The organism is Micromonospora sp. NPDC049114 (assembly GCF_040648635.1).
Taxonomy (GTDB): Bacteria; Actinomycetota; Actinomycetes; order Mycobacteriales; family Micromonosporaceae; genus Micromonospora.
This window is the reverse complement of sequence record NZ_JBEZEA010000001.1, coordinates 686,834-701,825: the sequence shown is the minus strand read 5'-3', so window position 1 is coordinate 701,825 and position 14,992 is coordinate 686,834. Positions and strand designations below refer to the sequence as shown.

Here is a 14,992-nt window from a genome sequence, read left to right as displayed (position 1 = left end):
GCGGCGGGGGGGCGCCGCGGGGGTGGGGGGGCCGCCGGGGCGCGGCGCGGCGCCCCGCCCGCGCCCGCCCCCCCCCCCCCCCCCGGCGCCCCCCCCCCCCCCGGGGGGGCGGGGCCACCGGGCGGCCGGGCGGGTTCAGGCTCGGCGGGGCCGGCGGGTCAGGGCGAACCCGAACACCCCGGCCACCGCGGCGAGCACGCCGCCGATGCCGGTCCAGATCCACCGCGAGCCGAGATCCGGCAGCCAGTCCGTCAGCGAGTCGCCCTCGTCGTCGGCCTCCGGGTCGGGCGTCGGTACGGCGTTGAGCACCGTGCCCGCCCTGGTGTTCGCCACCAGCGGCGCGGCCAGCTCCCCGTCGTCGGCCGAGGCGCCCCGGTCCGCGAGGACGCCGACCAGCAGGTCCACGTCGACGGGTGCGCCCAGGTCGGGCTCGGGCAGGTCGATGACGGAGAGCCGGACGACGTACGTGCCGGGCAGCGGGTCGGCCGACCACGGCTCCGCCCAGGGCCGCACCTCGCGCAGCGTGCAGCCCAGCGCCACGCTCGACGCCTTGCCGTCCACAGTCGGGGTCTGCGCCCCGGCGGTGCACGCCTGCCGTCGGCGCAGCCCGTCGAACACGTCGATCGTCCAGGTGGAGGCGCCGCTGCGTGCCTTCGGGAAGGTGACGGTGGCGCTGATCTCGTGCACCTGCCCGGCGGTCGCCGGGAACGACCAGTAGAGGTAATCGCCGACCGAGGCGTCCACCCGCACCGGTTGGCCGGCCGTGATCGGCGTGGCGGTGAGGAACGAGGTGCCGGCCCGGGTCACCGGCGTGGCGCCGGGAGACGGGGTGGGGGCGGCCACGGCAGCCCCGGGCAGCAGCGCGGCCCCACCGGCGGCGAGCAGCGCCGCCAGTGACCGGAACAGTGTGGTACGCATCAGTTCTCCCTCCAGGTGGCGACCCACCAGCGGGTGAGCAGGCCGGCGATCAGGCCGGTGAGCAGGCCAGCCACGGTGAGCAGGGCGAGCAGCACCCAGCCTCGGCCGAGGTCGGGCCCGTCCGGGGTCCCCGCGGCGGCGACCACGTCGATGGTCAGCTCCACCGGCATGCCGGGCGTCGCCGCAGTGCCCGGGCGTGCGGCGAAGGAGTTGCTCACCACCAGGCAGACGGTGGTGGGCTCGACGACGGGCGTCGAGGTCTCGGCGGTCTCGTTCTCGTCGTCGGCGGCGTCCTCGTCGTCGGCGGCGTCCTCGTCGTCGGCGGTGGCCGACCAGCGCAGGCCGGCGGAGAGCACGTCGGCCCGGCCGCTGCCGGCGTCCGCGCCACGGACCAGTTCCCGGCCATCCGCCGCGGTGGCCCGCAGCAGCACCCCGTAGTCCCGGTTCACCGGCCGGTCCAGCGCCATGCTCACCGACGCGCGCAGCTCCTGCCCGGGGCGTACGGGCACCCGGTAGTAGCGGTGCTCGGAGAACGCCTCCCGGTCGGCGTACACGCCCGGGGCGAGCAGCGGCGCGGAGTCACAGGCGTTCGCGCCGCCGACCACTGTCGGGGCCCGGGTGTGGGTGTCACCGGCCCGCTCGACGAGCTGTTTGATCCGGCCGGTCAGCTCGTCGGCGCTCTGGGCGGCGGTGTAGGTGCCTCCGGTCGCCCCGGCGATGCAGAGCAGCTGGCGGCGTACCTTCTCGTCGGGCGCGAGACCGAGCGTGTCGACGACCAGGCTGGTGCCCTGCGCGGCCAGTTCCCGGGCCACCTGGCACGGGTCCGGCGGTGCGCAGGTGTCCTCCCCGTCGGTGATCAGCACGATCCGCCGGGTGGTGGCGCCGGTGCCCAGGTCCTGCGCGGCGGAGCGCAGCGCGAGCCCGACCGGGGTGAACCCGGTCGGCCGGAGCGTCGCGACCGCCGCCTTGGCCCGGGTCCGGTCGACCGGCCCGACCGGAACGATCTGCTGGGTGTCCTGGCAGCCGACCTTCTTGTCCTTGCCCTTGTAGGTCGCGCCGAGCACCCGGATGCCGAGCTGGGTCTCCTCCGGCAGCGCGTCCACCACCTCGTTGAACGCCTGCTGGGCCACCGAGATCCGGCTGCGCCCGTCGATGTCCGCGGCCCGCATCGAGCCGCTGACGTCGAGCACCAGCTCGACCCGGGGCGGCTCGGCCGCCTGCTCCTCGTCGGCCGCCGCCGGGACCGGCCCGGTCAGCGCGGTGGTCGCCAGCAGTCCGAGGAGGACGGCCGCCGATCGTCTGAAGTTGATCACGGCCGGCAGTGTAGTGAAATCCACTTTGGATGATCATTGGGGTGGTTGGTCGTCCCGGATGACCGGTGACGCGCGGGACCGGCCGGGTCAGGCGGGCGAATCGAGCAGTGCGACAAGCCGCTTCGGCGCGATCTCCCGGTACGCGTCCCGGCACAACTCGTCGATCTCGGCCCAGTCGACGGTGCCGTCGAGCCGTACGCCGAGCCATCCCCGGCCGCCGACGTAGGGCGGGCGGAAGAAGCGGGCCGGATCGGCGGCGGTCAGCTCCGCCTGGGCGCCGGTCGGCGCGGCGCACCAGAGGTGGGGAAAGTCGTTCTGGTGGTGCCCGTCGGCGTGCAGGGTGACGAACACGCTCTTGTCCCGGACGAACCAGGTCGGTGACCCGTGGCTGGGGCGTTCGGTCACCTCGGGCAGCGCGAGGCAGATCGTCCGGACCCGCTCCAACAGCTCCACGGCATCCCGCCTCCCGTCACGATCGCGACGCCCACCACGGCGAGCCTAGTGCCTCGCGCCGCGTCGCCGGCAGCCCTCGCGGCGGCCTCCGTCGGCGTCGGGACGCCGGTTCGGGGCGCTGGGTCCACGCCAGGTCACCCTCGGTCAACGGTTGGAGGGGAGTAGTGGTGCCGGGCGGAATCCGTCGGAAATCTGACCCAAGTTGACCCGTTGTGCCGGTGGTGCGCGGTGGTTAAGCTCTTCATGCGCGCCCCAATCGCCCGCTTCCCCCGTGGCAGGCGATCGGGGCGCGCGTCTTTGTGTAAGAGGTCGGGCCCGCACGCGAGACGCGTGCGGGCCCGATTTCCGTCGCGCTGTGCGGCGCGTCGCCTGCCGGTGCTTATATCCAGCGGCCGTCGAGCCACATGCGGGACAGCCAGTCCGAGTACGGGATCACCCGCCCCACGAAAATCGGATAGAAGTACGCGAAGCACAACCCCACCAGCAGCACGTACGCCCCGGCCGCGACGCTGCCCACCAGCCGGCGTTCGTAGCCCGCGTCGCCGGGCACCAGGGCTGCCGTCTCACCCACGTCACCGCCGGGCGGAGCGATGAGCGCGCCCAGCACGTACACCACGGCCAGCACCAGGAACGGCAGCGCCGGCGCGACGTAGAACGAGAACATCGTCCGGCCGTCGAGAGCGAACCAGAACCAGGGCAGCAGCCCGGCGGCCACGGTGAGCAGGATCGCGCCGGCCCGCCAGTCCCGTCGGGCGATGCCCAGCCAGACCAGCGCCACCAGGGCGGGCAGGAACGACCACCACAGCAGCGGGGTGCCGAGCAGCAGGATCTCCGAGGCGCAGGTCGGCGCCCCGCAGGCGCCGTCGCCGGACCAGTGGAACGCCACCGGCCGCCCGAGCAGCAGCCACTGCCACGGCCACGACTGGTACTTGTGCGGATCGTCGAGCTGGGCGTGGAAGCCGTACGCGGCACGGTGGTACTCGAAGAGGTTGACCAGCGGGCCGATCACCGGGGTGTCGCTGAGGGAGCCGGTCGGGTACGCCGTCGACGACGCCAGCCGGTAGTAGCCGTCGTCGCTGAGCAGCCACCCCGACCAGGTCGCGAGGTAGGTGCCGACCATCAGCACGCCGGCCAGCACCAGCCAGGGGACCTCGTCGAGCAGAGTGTCCCGCCAGGGCCTGCGGACGCCCGCCGAGCGGCGGACCCCGACCTCCCAGAGGACCACGAACAGGGCGAACACCGGCACGAAGTAGAGCGCGCTCCACTTGACCGCGCAGGCGCAGCCGATCAGCACCCCGGCGGCGAGCCGCCACCACGGCCACGTGCGCCAGCCGGTCGGCGGTCGACCCGCGCGACCCGGCAGGCTCGGGTCGAGCCCGTCGTCCAGGGCGCGCGCCCAGCGCCGGCGGCGGGCGTCCCGGTCGAGCACCAGCGCGCCGAAGGCGGCCAGCACGAAGAACAGCAGGAAGATGTCGAGCAGCGCCGCGCGCGACAGCACCAGGTGGAAGCCGTCCAGCGCGAGCAGCAGGCCGGCCGCGCAGCCGAGCACCGTCGAGCGGAACAGCCGCCGGCCGATGCGGACCAGCAGCAGCACCGACAGCGTGCCGATCACGGCCGCCGAGAACCGCCAGCCGAACTCCGGCGCGGTGGTGAACAGGTGCCCACCGACGGAGACCTTCGACTCCGCGTCCTGGTAGCCGAAGGCCCACTCGCCGACGCCGATCAGCCACTTGCCCAGCGGTGGGTGCACCACGTACGACGGGACGTTGTCCTTGTAGTTCCACTCGACGCCCCGGCTGATCAGCCCGTACGCGTCCTTGGCGTAGTACGTCTCGTCGAAGATCTTGCCCTTGGGGCTGGACAGGCCCACGAAGCGCAGGATCCCCGCGATCACCACCACCACGGCGGTGGCGAGCCACGAATACGGGTCCATCCGGCTGTCGACGGTGGCGAACCGGCGACGGACCACGGCGGATATGCCCCCGCCGTCGGCACGTGGTGCCGCCGGTTCCTGGTGGGGGCTGGGCTCGCCGGACACCTCGACCGTGTCTGCCGGGTCGGCGCTCGGGCTCTGCGCTGTCGACGCACTCGTCACCCGGCGATCGTAGGCTGCCAGGGTGTCGTGTGGCGCCCGTCGTCCCTGATACCGGTATTCGCTGTCGATGAAGGAGACGAATTCGTGGGTGAAATGTCCGAAGCTGGGCGCCTGATCCTGCTCGGTGCCCCGCTCGGCAACCCCGCCGACGCCTCGGCCCGACTCCGGGAGGTGCTGAGCACCGCCGACGTGGTCGCGGCCGAGGACACTCGCCGACTGACCCGGCTGGCCCGCGACCTCGACGTCACGGTCGGCGGCCGGATCGTCTCCTACTTCGAGGGCAACGAGGAGCGGCGTACGCCCGAACTGGTCGAGGTCATCCTCGGCGGGTACGTGGTGGCACTGGTGACCGACGGAGGGATGCCGAGCGTCTCCGACCCCGGCTACCGGCTGGTCCGGGCCGCGCTGGACGTCGGAGCGCCGGTCACCGTCGCGCCCGGACCCAGCGCGGTGACCACCGCCCTCGCCGTCTCCGGGCTGCCCTGCGACCGGTTCTGCTTCGAGGGGTTCCTGCCCCGCAGCGGGGGTGCCCGCCGGTCCCGGCTGCGCGCGCTCGCCGCCGAGGAGCGCACCCTCGTCTTCTTCGAGGCGCCGCACCGGATCGGGGCGGCGCTCGCCGACCTGGCCGAGACGTTCGGCGCGGACCGGCCGGCCGCGCTCTGCCGGGAACTCACCAAGACCTACGAGGAGGTGCTCCGCCGCCCCCTCGGCGAGTTGGCCCGGTGGGCCGCCGAGAGCGATCCGCGCGGGGAGATCACCCTGGTGGTGGCCGGCTCGCCGGTGACCGCCCCGGAACGCCCCGACGACGACACCCTGCGCGCGGCCGTCGCCGAGCGGGAGGCCACCGGCCGGTCCCGCCGGGACGCCATCACCGACGTCGCCACCGAATACTCGCTGCGCCGACGCGAGGTCTACACGATCGTGCACAGCTGACTCCCGGCGCACTCACCACGCGGCGGCGAGGAAGCCGACTGTGATCAGCGCGGGGCCGGCGAGAGCGGCGGCCACCGCCCAGCGGCGGTGTCGCCGGCCGGGCAGCCGGGCCGACCCCGTCCACCGGACGATGCCGGCGGCGCAGCCGAGCACCGCCAGCAGCCCGGGCAGCCAGCGCAGGTGACGGCCCGCGCCGGTGTCGGCGTACGCGGTGCCGCTGTCCGGGCCGGTCATCCGCGCCCGCAGCGCCGCCCCGGGGGCGCCACCTCCGGCGGGTACGCCGCTGACCCGTACCCCGTGGGCCAGGAACCGTCCGTCGTCGGCGGTGAAGATGCCCCGGCACCGCTGGGTGAGACCGCCTCCGGTGCAGTTGTCGATCACCACAGTGCCGTCGCGCCCGTGCCCGACCGCGAGCCAGAACGGGCCGGCGCTGACCCAGGCGAAGAAGGCCGCGACCAGGCTCAGCAGCACCAGCGCGGTCAATCCGGGCAGCGGGTCCGGCAAGGTCCGCGAGGAGTCACGGCGAGCCCGCGTCGCGGCACGGCGCCGGGGGGCGACGTCCTCCCGGACGGGGGTGCCGTCCCAGTGCACCTGCTCGATCGGTGCCCAGAACGTGCCCTCGTCGTCCGGTGGCCGGTCCCCGTCGACCCGGTGCACATCCCGGCGACGGCTCTGCTGGCGTACCGGCACCCGACGTGGCACCGCGTCCACCGGCGCCCCGGTGGTCGGCTCCACCTCGACCGGGGCCCCGGTCGCCGGCTGCGCCTCGGCCGCCCTTCGGGCCGCTTCGCGCCCGGTCGCCGCGCCGTCGGCCGACGGGGCCGGCGGCTTCGGCGGGTTCGGGCGGGCCGGGCTGGGCACGGGCGCCTGCGGGCCGGGCCGGGCCGGGGTGGGGGCCGGCGCGGCAGGCGTGGGCCGGGCCGGGCTGGCCGCGAGCTCCGTCGAGGTGTCCCGCCGTGGCACGGCCGCCCGTCCGGCCGGCGTGGGCCGCTGGTGGCCGGGCCGGTCGGGTTCGGCGGCGGGGACCGGCCGGGGTTGCGGCGCGACCCCGGCCCGGGGTGCGCCGGGCTCGTCGTCGCCGGTCGGCCCGGTAGGACGCTCGTCGTGGTCCCGGGCCGCTCCTCTGCCAGTCACGACGTTCATTGCACACCGGTGGCGGAGGCAGATCGGGCAGTTGGACCGCGTGTCGACGACAAATCGGACCAATGGGCGGGGTGGTCGGTCCGGTCCGACGGCCCAGCACCCCCCATTGGTTCGCGGACGCCCCGGGCGGGTCACTAGGCTTGCTGCTCATGAGTCACGTTCTCGCGGCAGTGGCCTGGCCGTACGCCAACGGCCCCCGCCACATCGGCCACGTCTCCGGTTTCGGCGTTCCCTCCGACGTCTTCGCCCGGTACATGCGGATGGCCGGCCACGACGTGCTCATGGTCTCCGGCACCGACGAGCACGGCACCCCCATCCAGGTGCAGGCCGACGCCGACGGGGTGACCCCGCGCGAGCTGGCCGACAGGTACAACAGGGTGATCGTCGAGGACCTGCACGGCCTCGGGCTCTCCTACGACCTGTTCACCCGCACCACCACCCGCAACCACTACGCGGTGGTGCAGGAGCTGTTCGAGGGGATGTACCGCAACGGCTACATCGTGCCGAAGACCACCATGGGCGCGATCTCGCCGTCCACCGGGCGCACCCTGCCCGACCGGTACATCGAGGGCACCTGCCCGATCTGCGGGTACGACAGCGCGCGCGGCGACCAGTGCGACAACTGCGGCAACCAGCTCGACCCGATCGACCTGATCGACCCGAAGTCGCGGATCAACGGGGAGACCCCGAAGTTCGTCGAGACCGAGCACTTCTTCCTGGACCTGCCCGCCCTGGCCGACGTGCTCCGTCAGTGGCTGGACACCCGCGACGGGTGGCGGCCCAACGTGCTGCGGTTCTCCCGCAACCTGCTCGACGACCTCCAGCCCCGGGCGATCACCCGGGACCTGGAGTGGGGCGTGCCCATTCCGTTGGACGACTGGCGGGACCGGCCCGACAAGCGGATCTACGTCTGGTTCGACGCGGTGATCGGTTACCTGTCCGCCTCGATCGAGTGGGCCCGCCGCTCCGGCGACCCGGAGGCGTGGCGCAGGTGGTGGTCGACCGACGGCGAGGGCAAGGACGCCAGGTCCTACTACTTCATGGGCAAGGACAACATCGTCTTCCACTCGGTGATCTGGCCGGCGCTGCTCTCCGGCTACTCCGGCGAGGGCTCCCGCGACGGTGAGCCGGGCGAGCTGGGCCGGCTCAACCTGCCCACCGAGGTGGTCTCCAGCGAGTACCTGACCATGGAGGGGCGTAAGTTCTCCTCGTCCCGCAAGGTGGTCATCTACGTCCGCGACTTCCTGGAGCGCTACGACGCCGACGCGCTGCGCTACTTCATCGCCGCCGCCGGCCCGGAGAGCAACGACACCGACTTCACCTGGGCCGAGTTCCTGCGCCGCAACAACGACGAGCTGGTCGCCGGCTGGGGCAACCTGGTCAACAGGTGCGTCTCGATGGCCGCGAAGAACTTCGGGGCGATCCCGTCGATCGACCCGGCCGGCCTCACCGAGGCCGACGAGGCGCTGCTCGCCGTCGCCCGCGCCGGGTTCGACACGGTCGGCGACCTGATCGGCCGGCACCGGCAGAAGCAGGCCATCGGCGAGGCGATGAAGGTCGTCGCCGAGGCCAACAAGTACCTGTCCGAGCAGGCGCCGTGGAAGCTCAAGGCCGAGGCCGACAAGCCCCGCCAGGGCACCATCCTGCACGTCGCCCTCCAGGTGGTCAGCGACGCCAACACGCTGCTCACCCCGTTTCTGCCGCACTCCGCGCAGCAGGTGCACGAGCTGCTGGGCGGCACCGGCGTGCACGCGCCGATGCCGGTCATCGAGCAGGTCGACGACCTGGACGGCGGGCCGGCGTACCCGGTGCTGACCGGGGACTACACGGTGGGCGCGCGCTGGGAGTCGGTGCCACTGGAGGTCGGTCGGCCGCTGGCCGCGCCGAAGCCGGTGTTCCGCAAGCTCGACCCGTCGATCGTCGACGAGGAGCTGGCCCGACTGGCCGGCTGATCAGCGAACGGCGGGCGGTGGTGGGCGCTCCCACCGCCGCCCGCCGTCACATCACGTACCGGGTGTCCATGACCTGGTCGTTGCTCACCTCGGCGCCCGGCGCCCAGGTCTCGTAGACACCCCGGTCGTGGCACTGCGCGCCGGTGGCGACCACCGCTTCCGGGTCCGGGAAGCGCAGCCGGAGCCGCAGCCAGCCGGCCTCCTCGCGCAGCACCAGGCACGACACGCCCCGCCACTGCGCGAACCGCAGCCGCCGGGCCACCGCCTCCACCGGGTAGCGGGCCGCCCGGGTCATCGCCAGCACCCGGAACCCGCCGGGCAGGTCGGCGACCGCCTCGTACTCCGTATCGCCGTAGAGGCCTACCAGCTGGGTGGAGCGCGGGGCGTCGCCGGTCGGCACGTACTCCTGGTCGGGGGAGAGGCCCGGCACCGCGGCCAGCAGGTGCCGCCACTGCGGGCCCACCATCCGCAGCCACGCGCGCTGCTCGGCCTGGTAGCTGTAGAGCACCACCTCGACGCCCTCGGCGGGGTAGGCGACAAGCGTCGCGTTCGCCGGCATGGGCAGGTCCGCGAAGTCCCGGGTGATGAACTCGGGGATGAGCTGGCCGTTGCTCGGGACGAAACCGGTGCCCAGCACCGGAGGGCCCAGCCGGTCGCGGGACGCCAGCGCCGTCAGCCCCCGGTGCGCCTCGCCCACCGGCACGTCGTAGTCGCCGGGGTCGGCGGCCCGCCAGCGCAGCGCGTACGCCACGTCCGAGCCGTCCCGGCCGACGTCGCCGTCGGTGCGCAACACGGTGGTCGTCGACGGCGTACGCAGGTGCGCCACGTCGTGCTCGCGGTAGCAGAAGCCGTGCGGCAGCCAACCCCGCACGTACCCGGCGAGCTGCCGGGCGGAGAGCACCTTGACCATCCGGGTGCCGCGCCGGATGACCGCCGACGCACGCACCGCGGCCAACACCGGGTCACCCGCCGCCGACGGCTGCTGGCTCAACTGGTGTACGTGCGACCAGCCGTGCTCCCGGTGCGCCGGCATCATCAGCGGTGTCTCCGGCTCCTCGGCCGGCACGACGGCACCGTGCACCGCGCTCACCTCGGTGACGTGCACGAACCGGCGCCACGGCAGGGCGCTGCCCGGACGGGGCGCCCACTCGAAGCCGGCCACCTCCTCGGCGCTGAACAGCTCGTACGCGGCGCCCCGGGCGATCTCCTCGGCCGGGTACACGCCGCCGCCGAACGCCACGCGCAGCCCGGTGCGCTCACTGGCGGGACTGCTGAGCTCGCTCACCCGGCGACGGTAGAGTCGCGCGGCGTAGTCGAGGTGAACGCCGGGTGGCGGGCGGATGGACGGCCCCGGTGTGTGATGCTGTCGCTGATGAGCGAGCCGACTGAAACCCGCCGCGAGCGTGCCGCCCGGCGGGCCGGAGAGTTCCCGCCCGCCCCCGAGCCGCTGCCACGGCCGGTGCTGGACAGCCACACCCACCTGGACATCACCGTCAGCGAGGCCGGCGTACCCGGCGGCGGGCCGTCCGACGACCCGATCGGCACGGCGATCACGGTGGCCGCCAAGGTGGGCGTGGACCGGCTGGTCCAGGTGGGGGTGGACGTGGCGTCCTCGCGGTGGGGCGCGGACATCGCCGAGGCGTACCCGGCCGTGTTGGCCACCGTGGCGCTGCACCCCAACGAGGCCCCCCGGCTGGCCGACCTCGACGAGGCGCTGCGGGAGATCGAGTCGCTGGCCGCCCGCGACCGGGTCCGGGGGATCGGCGAGACCGGCATGGACTTCTTCCGCACCGGCGACGAGGGGCGCGCGGCGCAGGAGACGAGCTTCCGGGCGCACATCGCCATCGCCAAGCGGTACGGCAGGACGCTTGTCATCCACGACCGGGACGCGCACGCCGACGTGCTGCGGATCCTCGACGACGAGGGCGCACCGGACACGGTGGTGCTGCACTGCTTCTCCGGCGACGCCGAGTTCGCCCGCGAGTGCGTGCGCCGGGGCTACCTGCTCAGCTTCGCCGGCACTGTCACGTTCGGCAGCGCCACCGCCCTGCGTGCGGCCGCCGCGCTCACCCCGCTGGACCAGATCCTGGTGGAGACGGACGCCCCCTACCTCACCCCGACCCCGCACCGTGGCCGGCCGAACGCGTCGTACCTCATCCCGCTCACCGTCCGGGCGCTCGCCCAGACCACCGGCAGCGACCTGGACGAGCTGTGCGCGGCCATCTCCGCCACCGGCGACCGGGCCTTCGGCCCGTGGTGAGCCCGGCCCGGCGACCGGTCCCGACGACGCCGCTACGCTGCCAGGCATGACCGGTCTCCTCGGCCCGGCGGAGATCCGGGAGCTGGCCGCCCGGCTGGGCGTCGCGCCCACCAAGAAACTCGGCCAGAACTTCGTGCACGACCCGAACACGGTGCGGCGGATCGTCACCGCCGCCGGCCTGACCCCCGACGACGTGGCCCTGGAGGTGGGCCCCGGCCTCGGCTCGCTCACCCTGGGGCTGCTGCCGGTCGCCGGGCACCTGCACGCCGTGGAGATCGATCCGACGCTCGCCGGTGCGCTGCCGGAGACCGTCGCCCGGCACGCCGGTGCGGACGCCGCCCGGCTCTCCGTGCACCGCGCCGACGCGCTGCGGGTCAGCGCCGCCGACCTGGGTGACCCGCCGCCGACCGCGCTCGTCGCGAACCTGCCCTACAACGTCGCCGTGCCTGTGGTGCTGCACCTGCTCGCCGAGCTGCCCAGCCTCCGGCACGGCCTGGTGATGGTGCAGAAGGAGGTCGCCGACCGGCTCGTCGCCGGTCCCGGCTCCAAGGTGTACGGCATCCCGTCGGTCAAGCTCGCCTGGTACGCCCACGCCCGGGGCGCGGGCAAGGTGCCGCCGAACGTGTTCTGGCCGGTGCCCAACGTCGACTCCGGTCTGGTCGCCTTCACCTGCCACGAGCCGCCCCGCGCCGACGTGCCGCGGGAGCGGGTCTTCGCCGTCGTGGACGCGGCGTTCGCGCAGCGCCGCAAGACCCTGCGCGCCGCGCTGGCCGGCTGGGCCGGTGGCCCGGACCGGGCCGCCGCCGCGCTGACCGCCGCCGGCGTCGACCCCGGCGCCCGGGGGGAGTCCCTGACCGTCGAGCAGTTCGCCGCCATCGCCGCGTCGGCCCCGGCCGGTACGGTGGCCGCGAAGTAGGCTGACGCCGTGTCCGCCGACTCCGCCGAGGAGCTGATTTTGAGCAAGCCGTTCGACATTCGCCTGCGCACGCGGGACCTCACCCCGTGACCGAGGCCTGGCGACCGGACGACGAGGACGAGCGACGCGGGGCCGCCGGTCCGGTGAAGGTCCGGGTGCCCGCCAAGGTGAACCTGCACCTCGGGGTGGGCCCGCTGCGCCGCGACGGCTACCACGAGTTGAACACCGTCTATCACGCCATCTCCATCTACGACGAGCTGACCGCCCGGCGGGGCGACACGCTGGCGTTGACCATGGAGGGCGAGGGCACCGGCGAGCTGGCGCTTGACGACTCCAACCTGGTGATCCGTGCCGCGCACGCCCTGGCCGGCTACGCGGGGGTGCTGCCGCACGCCCGCCTGCACCTGCGTAAGCAGATTCCGCTCGCCGGTGGGCTGGCCGGCGGCAGCGCGGACGCGGCCGCCGCGCTGGTGGCCTGTGACGCGCTGTGGGGCACCGGGCTGTCCCGCGACGAACTGGCCGGGATCGCCGCCGACCTGGGCTCCGACGTGCCGTTCCTGATCTACGGCGGCACGGCGCTGGGCACCGGCCGGGGTGAGGCGGTCAGCCCGGTGCTGGCCCGGGCCACCTCGTGGCACTGGGTCGTGGCGATCGCCGATGTCGGCCTGTCCACCCCGGCCGCGTACCGCGAGCTGGACCGGCTGCGCGACTCCGGTGCCGCCGGGGCTCCGCTGGGCAGCACCGACGCGCTCCTGGGCGCGCTGCGTCAACGTGACCCCCGGGTCCTCGCCCGAACGCTGGGCAACGACCTGCAGGACGCTGCGCTGGCCATGCGGCCCGCGCTGGCCGACACTCTCAAGGCCGGCGAGGCAGCCGGCGCGCTCACCGGCATCGTCTCCGGGTCCGGCCCGACCTGCGTCTTCCTCGCGGCGGACGCCGCCGACGCCGAGCGGATCGCCGCCGAGCTGACCAGCGCCGGTGTGTGCCGGGAGGCGCGGGTCGCGCACGGGCCGGTGGCGGGTGCCCGGGTCGGCTGAGGTCGCGTCCCGGGCGGCCCGCGCGGCGCGGGTGGCCGGGACGTCCGCGTACCCTTGGGTTCAGGCGTCCCGAGGTGCCCGCCGGCACCCGGACGCCTTGATCTTGAAGGGTGGAACGTGGCCAACATCGTCAATCTGGACCGGGTGTCCAAGGGGTACGGCACCGCCGGGCGGCTGCTCACGGACGTCTCGCTCGGCCTGGACGACGCCGACCGGATCGGTGTGGTCGGCCTCAACGGCGCCGGCAAGTCCACCCTGCTGCGCCTGCTCACCAAGCAGGAGGACCCCGACGACGGCCGGGTCACCCACCGCCGTGACCTGCGTGTGCTCTGGCTGCCGCAGCAGCTCACCCTCGCCCCGGACGCCACAGTCCGGGACGTCGTGCTGGGCACCGCCTGGCTCGGTGAGGGCATGGGCGCCGAGCACGAGTGGGCCGGTGACGCCGGGGTCCGCAACATCCTCGACGGCCTCGGCATGCCGCACCTCGGTCTCGACCAGCCGGTCGGCCCGATGTCCGGTGGCGAACGGCGGCGGGTGGCGCTCGCCGCGCTGCTCGTCCGCGACTCGGACCTGCTGATCCTCGACGAGCCCACCAACCACCTGGACGTCGGCGGTGTCGACTGGCTGGCCCGGCACCTGGTCGGCCGCAAGGGCGCCCTCGTGGTGGTCACCCACGACAGGTGGTTCCTGGACGCCGTCTGCACCACCACGTGGGAGGTCGCCGACCAGACCGTCCGGGCGTACGAGGGTGGCTTCGCCGCCTGGACCCTCGCCCGCGCCGAGCGCGAACGTGTCGCCGCCGCCACCGAGGCCCGTCGGCAGAACCTGCTCCGCAAGGAGATCGCCTGGCTGCGCCGTGGCCCGCCGGCCCGGACCTCCAAGCCCCAGTTCCGCATCGACGCCGCGAACGCGCTGATCGCCGACGTGCCGCCGGCCCGCGACACCATGTCGTTGCAGCGCATGGCCGTGTCCCGGCTCGGCAAGCAGGTGTACGAGCTGGAGAACGTCGAGCTGCACGCCGGGCCGAAGGAGATCCTGCGGGACGCCACGTGGCTGGTCGGCCCGGGTGACCGGATCGCCATCCTCGGCGCCAACGGCGCCGGCAAGACCACTTTGCTGCGGATGCTCGCCGGCATCACCCGCCCCGACGGTGGCCGTCTCGGCACCGGCTCCACGGTGCGACCGGCGTTCCTCTCCCAGGAACTCGCCGAGCTGCCCGGGCACCTGCGGGTGCTGGAGGCCGTCGAGGAGGTCGCCCGCCGGGTCCAGCTCGGCGACCGCGAGGTCTCCGCCGCCCAGCTCGCCGAGGTCTTCGGGTTCGACGACCGCCGGCTCTGGACGCCGGTCAGCGACCTGTCCGGCGGTGAGCGTCGCCGGTTGCAGATGCTGCGGCTGCTCGCCGGCGAGCCCAACGTGCTGCTCTTCGACGAGCCCACCAACGACCTGGACACCGACACCCTGGCCGCGTTGGAGGACCTGCTCGACTCGTGGCCGGGCACGATCATCGTGGCCAGCCACGACCGTTACCTCATCGAACGGGTCACCGACACGGCGTACGGGATGTTCGGCGACGGCCGGCTCGTGCACCTGCCGGGTGGCGTCGACGAGTACCTCGCCCGGACCGCCGAGCGGGCCGGCGCCATCCGGGCGGGCGGCACCGGCCCGGTCGCGCCGGCCGGGCCCACCACGGGTGGCATGTCCGCCGCCGAGGTGCGCCAGGCCCGCAAGGAGCTGACCCGGCTGGAACGGCAGCTCGGTAAGCTCGACCAGCGCGAGGTCACCCTCCTCGACCAGCTCGCCGCCGACGCCACCGACTACGCCAAGGTCGCCGACCTGGACACCCAGCTCAAGGATCTGCGCGCCGAACGGGAGCGGATCGAGGAGACCTGGATGACCCTCGCCGAGGACCTGCCCGAGAGCTGAGCGGGTCGGGCACGCCGGCGCGGGGGCCGTGTGCGGCGTCACACCGACA

Annotated in this window: 12 protein-coding genes; 6 read left to right on the top strand and 6 right to left on the bottom strand. The window is 74.1% G+C overall.

Annotated elements, in window-relative coordinates; all coding sequences use genetic code 11:
• Window positions 1-135: 135 nt before the first annotated feature.
• The 4 genes from AB0B39_RS03250 to AB0B39_RS03235 form a co-directional block, all read right to left on the bottom strand.
• Window positions 136-918, bottom strand: a complete 783-nt coding sequence (locus AB0B39_RS03250; protein WP_357573356.1) for a peptidase — start codon at window positions 916-918, stop codon at window positions 136-138.
• The gene (locus AB0B39_RS03245; protein ID WP_357573355.1) at window positions 918-2,231 is read right to left on the bottom strand and encodes a VWA domain-containing protein; all 1,314 of its coding nucleotides are present in this window, start codon (window positions 2,229-2,231) and stop codon (window positions 918-920) included. Before AB0B39_RS03245 ends, AB0B39_RS03250 begins: the two co-directional genes overlap by 1 nt.
• An 87-nt stretch (window positions 2,232-2,318) precedes the next feature.
• The gene (locus tag AB0B39_RS03240) at window positions 2,319-2,684 is read right to left on the bottom strand and encodes an MmcQ/YjbR family DNA-binding protein (protein ID WP_357490655.1); all 366 of its coding nucleotides are present in this window, start codon (window positions 2,682-2,684) and stop codon (window positions 2,319-2,321) included.
• A gap of 379 nt (window positions 2,685-3,063) precedes the next feature.
• Entirely contained in the window at window positions 3,064-4,617 is a 1,554-nt protein-coding gene (locus AB0B39_RS03235; protein ID WP_234585793.1) for a phospholipid carrier-dependent glycosyltransferase, read from the bottom strand.
• A gap of 246 nt (window positions 4,618-4,863) precedes the next feature.
• On the opposite strand from AB0B39_RS03235, the gene rsmI reads away from it, so the two are divergent.
• Window positions 4,864-5,712: a 16S rRNA (cytidine(1402)-2'-O)-methyltransferase gene (rsmI, locus tag AB0B39_RS03230; protein ID WP_234585464.1), complete on the top strand. Its 849-nt coding sequence runs from the start codon at window positions 4,864-4,866 to the stop codon at window positions 5,710-5,712.
• Between the two features lie 12 nt (window positions 5,713-5,724).
• Here rsmI and AB0B39_RS03225 read toward each other — a convergent pair whose 3' ends face one another.
• The gene (locus AB0B39_RS03225) at window positions 5,725-6,846 is read right to left on the bottom strand and encodes a hypothetical protein (RefSeq protein ID WP_357573354.1); all 1,122 of its coding nucleotides are present in this window, start codon (window positions 6,844-6,846) and stop codon (window positions 5,725-5,727) included.
• 158 nt (window positions 6,847-7,004) lie between these two features.
• Between AB0B39_RS03225 and metG the strand changes: the two genes are divergently transcribed.
• Complete coding sequence (metG, locus tag AB0B39_RS03220) at window positions 7,005-8,807, top strand: methionine--tRNA ligase (RefSeq protein WP_357573353.1); 1,803 nt, start codon at window positions 7,005-7,007, stop codon at window positions 8,805-8,807.
• 46 nt (window positions 8,808-8,853) lie between these two features.
• Here metG and AB0B39_RS03215 read toward each other — a convergent pair whose 3' ends face one another.
• Complete coding sequence (locus tag AB0B39_RS03215; RefSeq protein ID WP_357573352.1) at window positions 8,854-10,092, bottom strand: hypothetical protein; 1,239 nt, start codon at window positions 10,090-10,092, stop codon at window positions 8,854-8,856.
• Window positions 10,093-10,167: 75 nt separating this feature from the next.
• Here AB0B39_RS03215 and AB0B39_RS03210 point away from each other — a divergent pair, with 75 nt between their 5' ends.
• From AB0B39_RS03210 to AB0B39_RS03195, 4 genes are all read left to right on the top strand, one after another.
• On the top strand, window positions 10,168-11,067 hold the full coding sequence (locus tag AB0B39_RS03210; RefSeq protein WP_234585527.1) for a TatD family hydrolase: 900 nt from the start codon (window positions 10,168-10,170) through the stop codon (window positions 11,065-11,067).
• Window positions 11,068-11,113: 46 nt separating this feature from the next.
• Window positions 11,114-11,983: a 16S rRNA (adenine(1518)-N(6)/adenine(1519)-N(6))-dimethyltransferase RsmA gene (rsmA, locus tag AB0B39_RS03205; protein ID WP_357573351.1), complete on the top strand. Its 870-nt coding sequence runs from the start codon at window positions 11,114-11,116 to the stop codon at window positions 11,981-11,983.
• Between the two features lie 86 nt (window positions 11,984-12,069).
• Window positions 12,070-13,020 carry a 4-(cytidine 5'-diphospho)-2-C-methyl-D-erythritol kinase gene (locus AB0B39_RS03200; RefSeq protein WP_234585542.1) on the top strand — a complete coding sequence of 317 codons (951 nt, stop codon included), beginning with the start codon at window positions 12,070-12,072 and terminating at the stop codon, window positions 13,018-13,020.
• 117 nt (window positions 13,021-13,137) lie between these two features.
• Complete coding sequence (locus tag AB0B39_RS03195; protein WP_357573350.1) at window positions 13,138-14,943, top strand: ABC-F family ATP-binding cassette domain-containing protein; 1,806 nt, start codon at window positions 13,138-13,140, stop codon at window positions 14,941-14,943.
• Window positions 14,944-14,992 lie beyond the last annotated feature (49 nt).

Bases quoted from the DNA above. Each gene is read 5' to 3' on its own strand.
- metG (WP_357573353.1), top strand. From the start codon at position 7,005: ATGAGTCACGTTCTCGCGGCAGTGGCCTGGCCGTACGCCAACGGCCCC.
- AB0B39_RS03210 (WP_234585527.1), top strand. From the start codon at position 10,168: ATGCTGTCGCTGATGAGCGAGCCGACTGAAACCCGCCGCGAGCGTGCC.
- rsmA (WP_357573351.1), top strand. From the start codon at position 11,114: ATGACCGGTCTCCTCGGCCCGGCGGAGATCCGGGAGCTGGCCGCCCGG.
- AB0B39_RS03235 (WP_234585793.1), bottom strand. From the start codon at position 4,617: ATGGACCCGTATTCGTGGCTCGCCACCGCCGTGGTGGTGGTGATCGCG.
- AB0B39_RS03250 (WP_357573356.1), bottom strand. From the start codon at position 918: ATGCGTACCACACTGTTCCGGTCACTGGCGGCGCTGCTCGCCGCCGGT.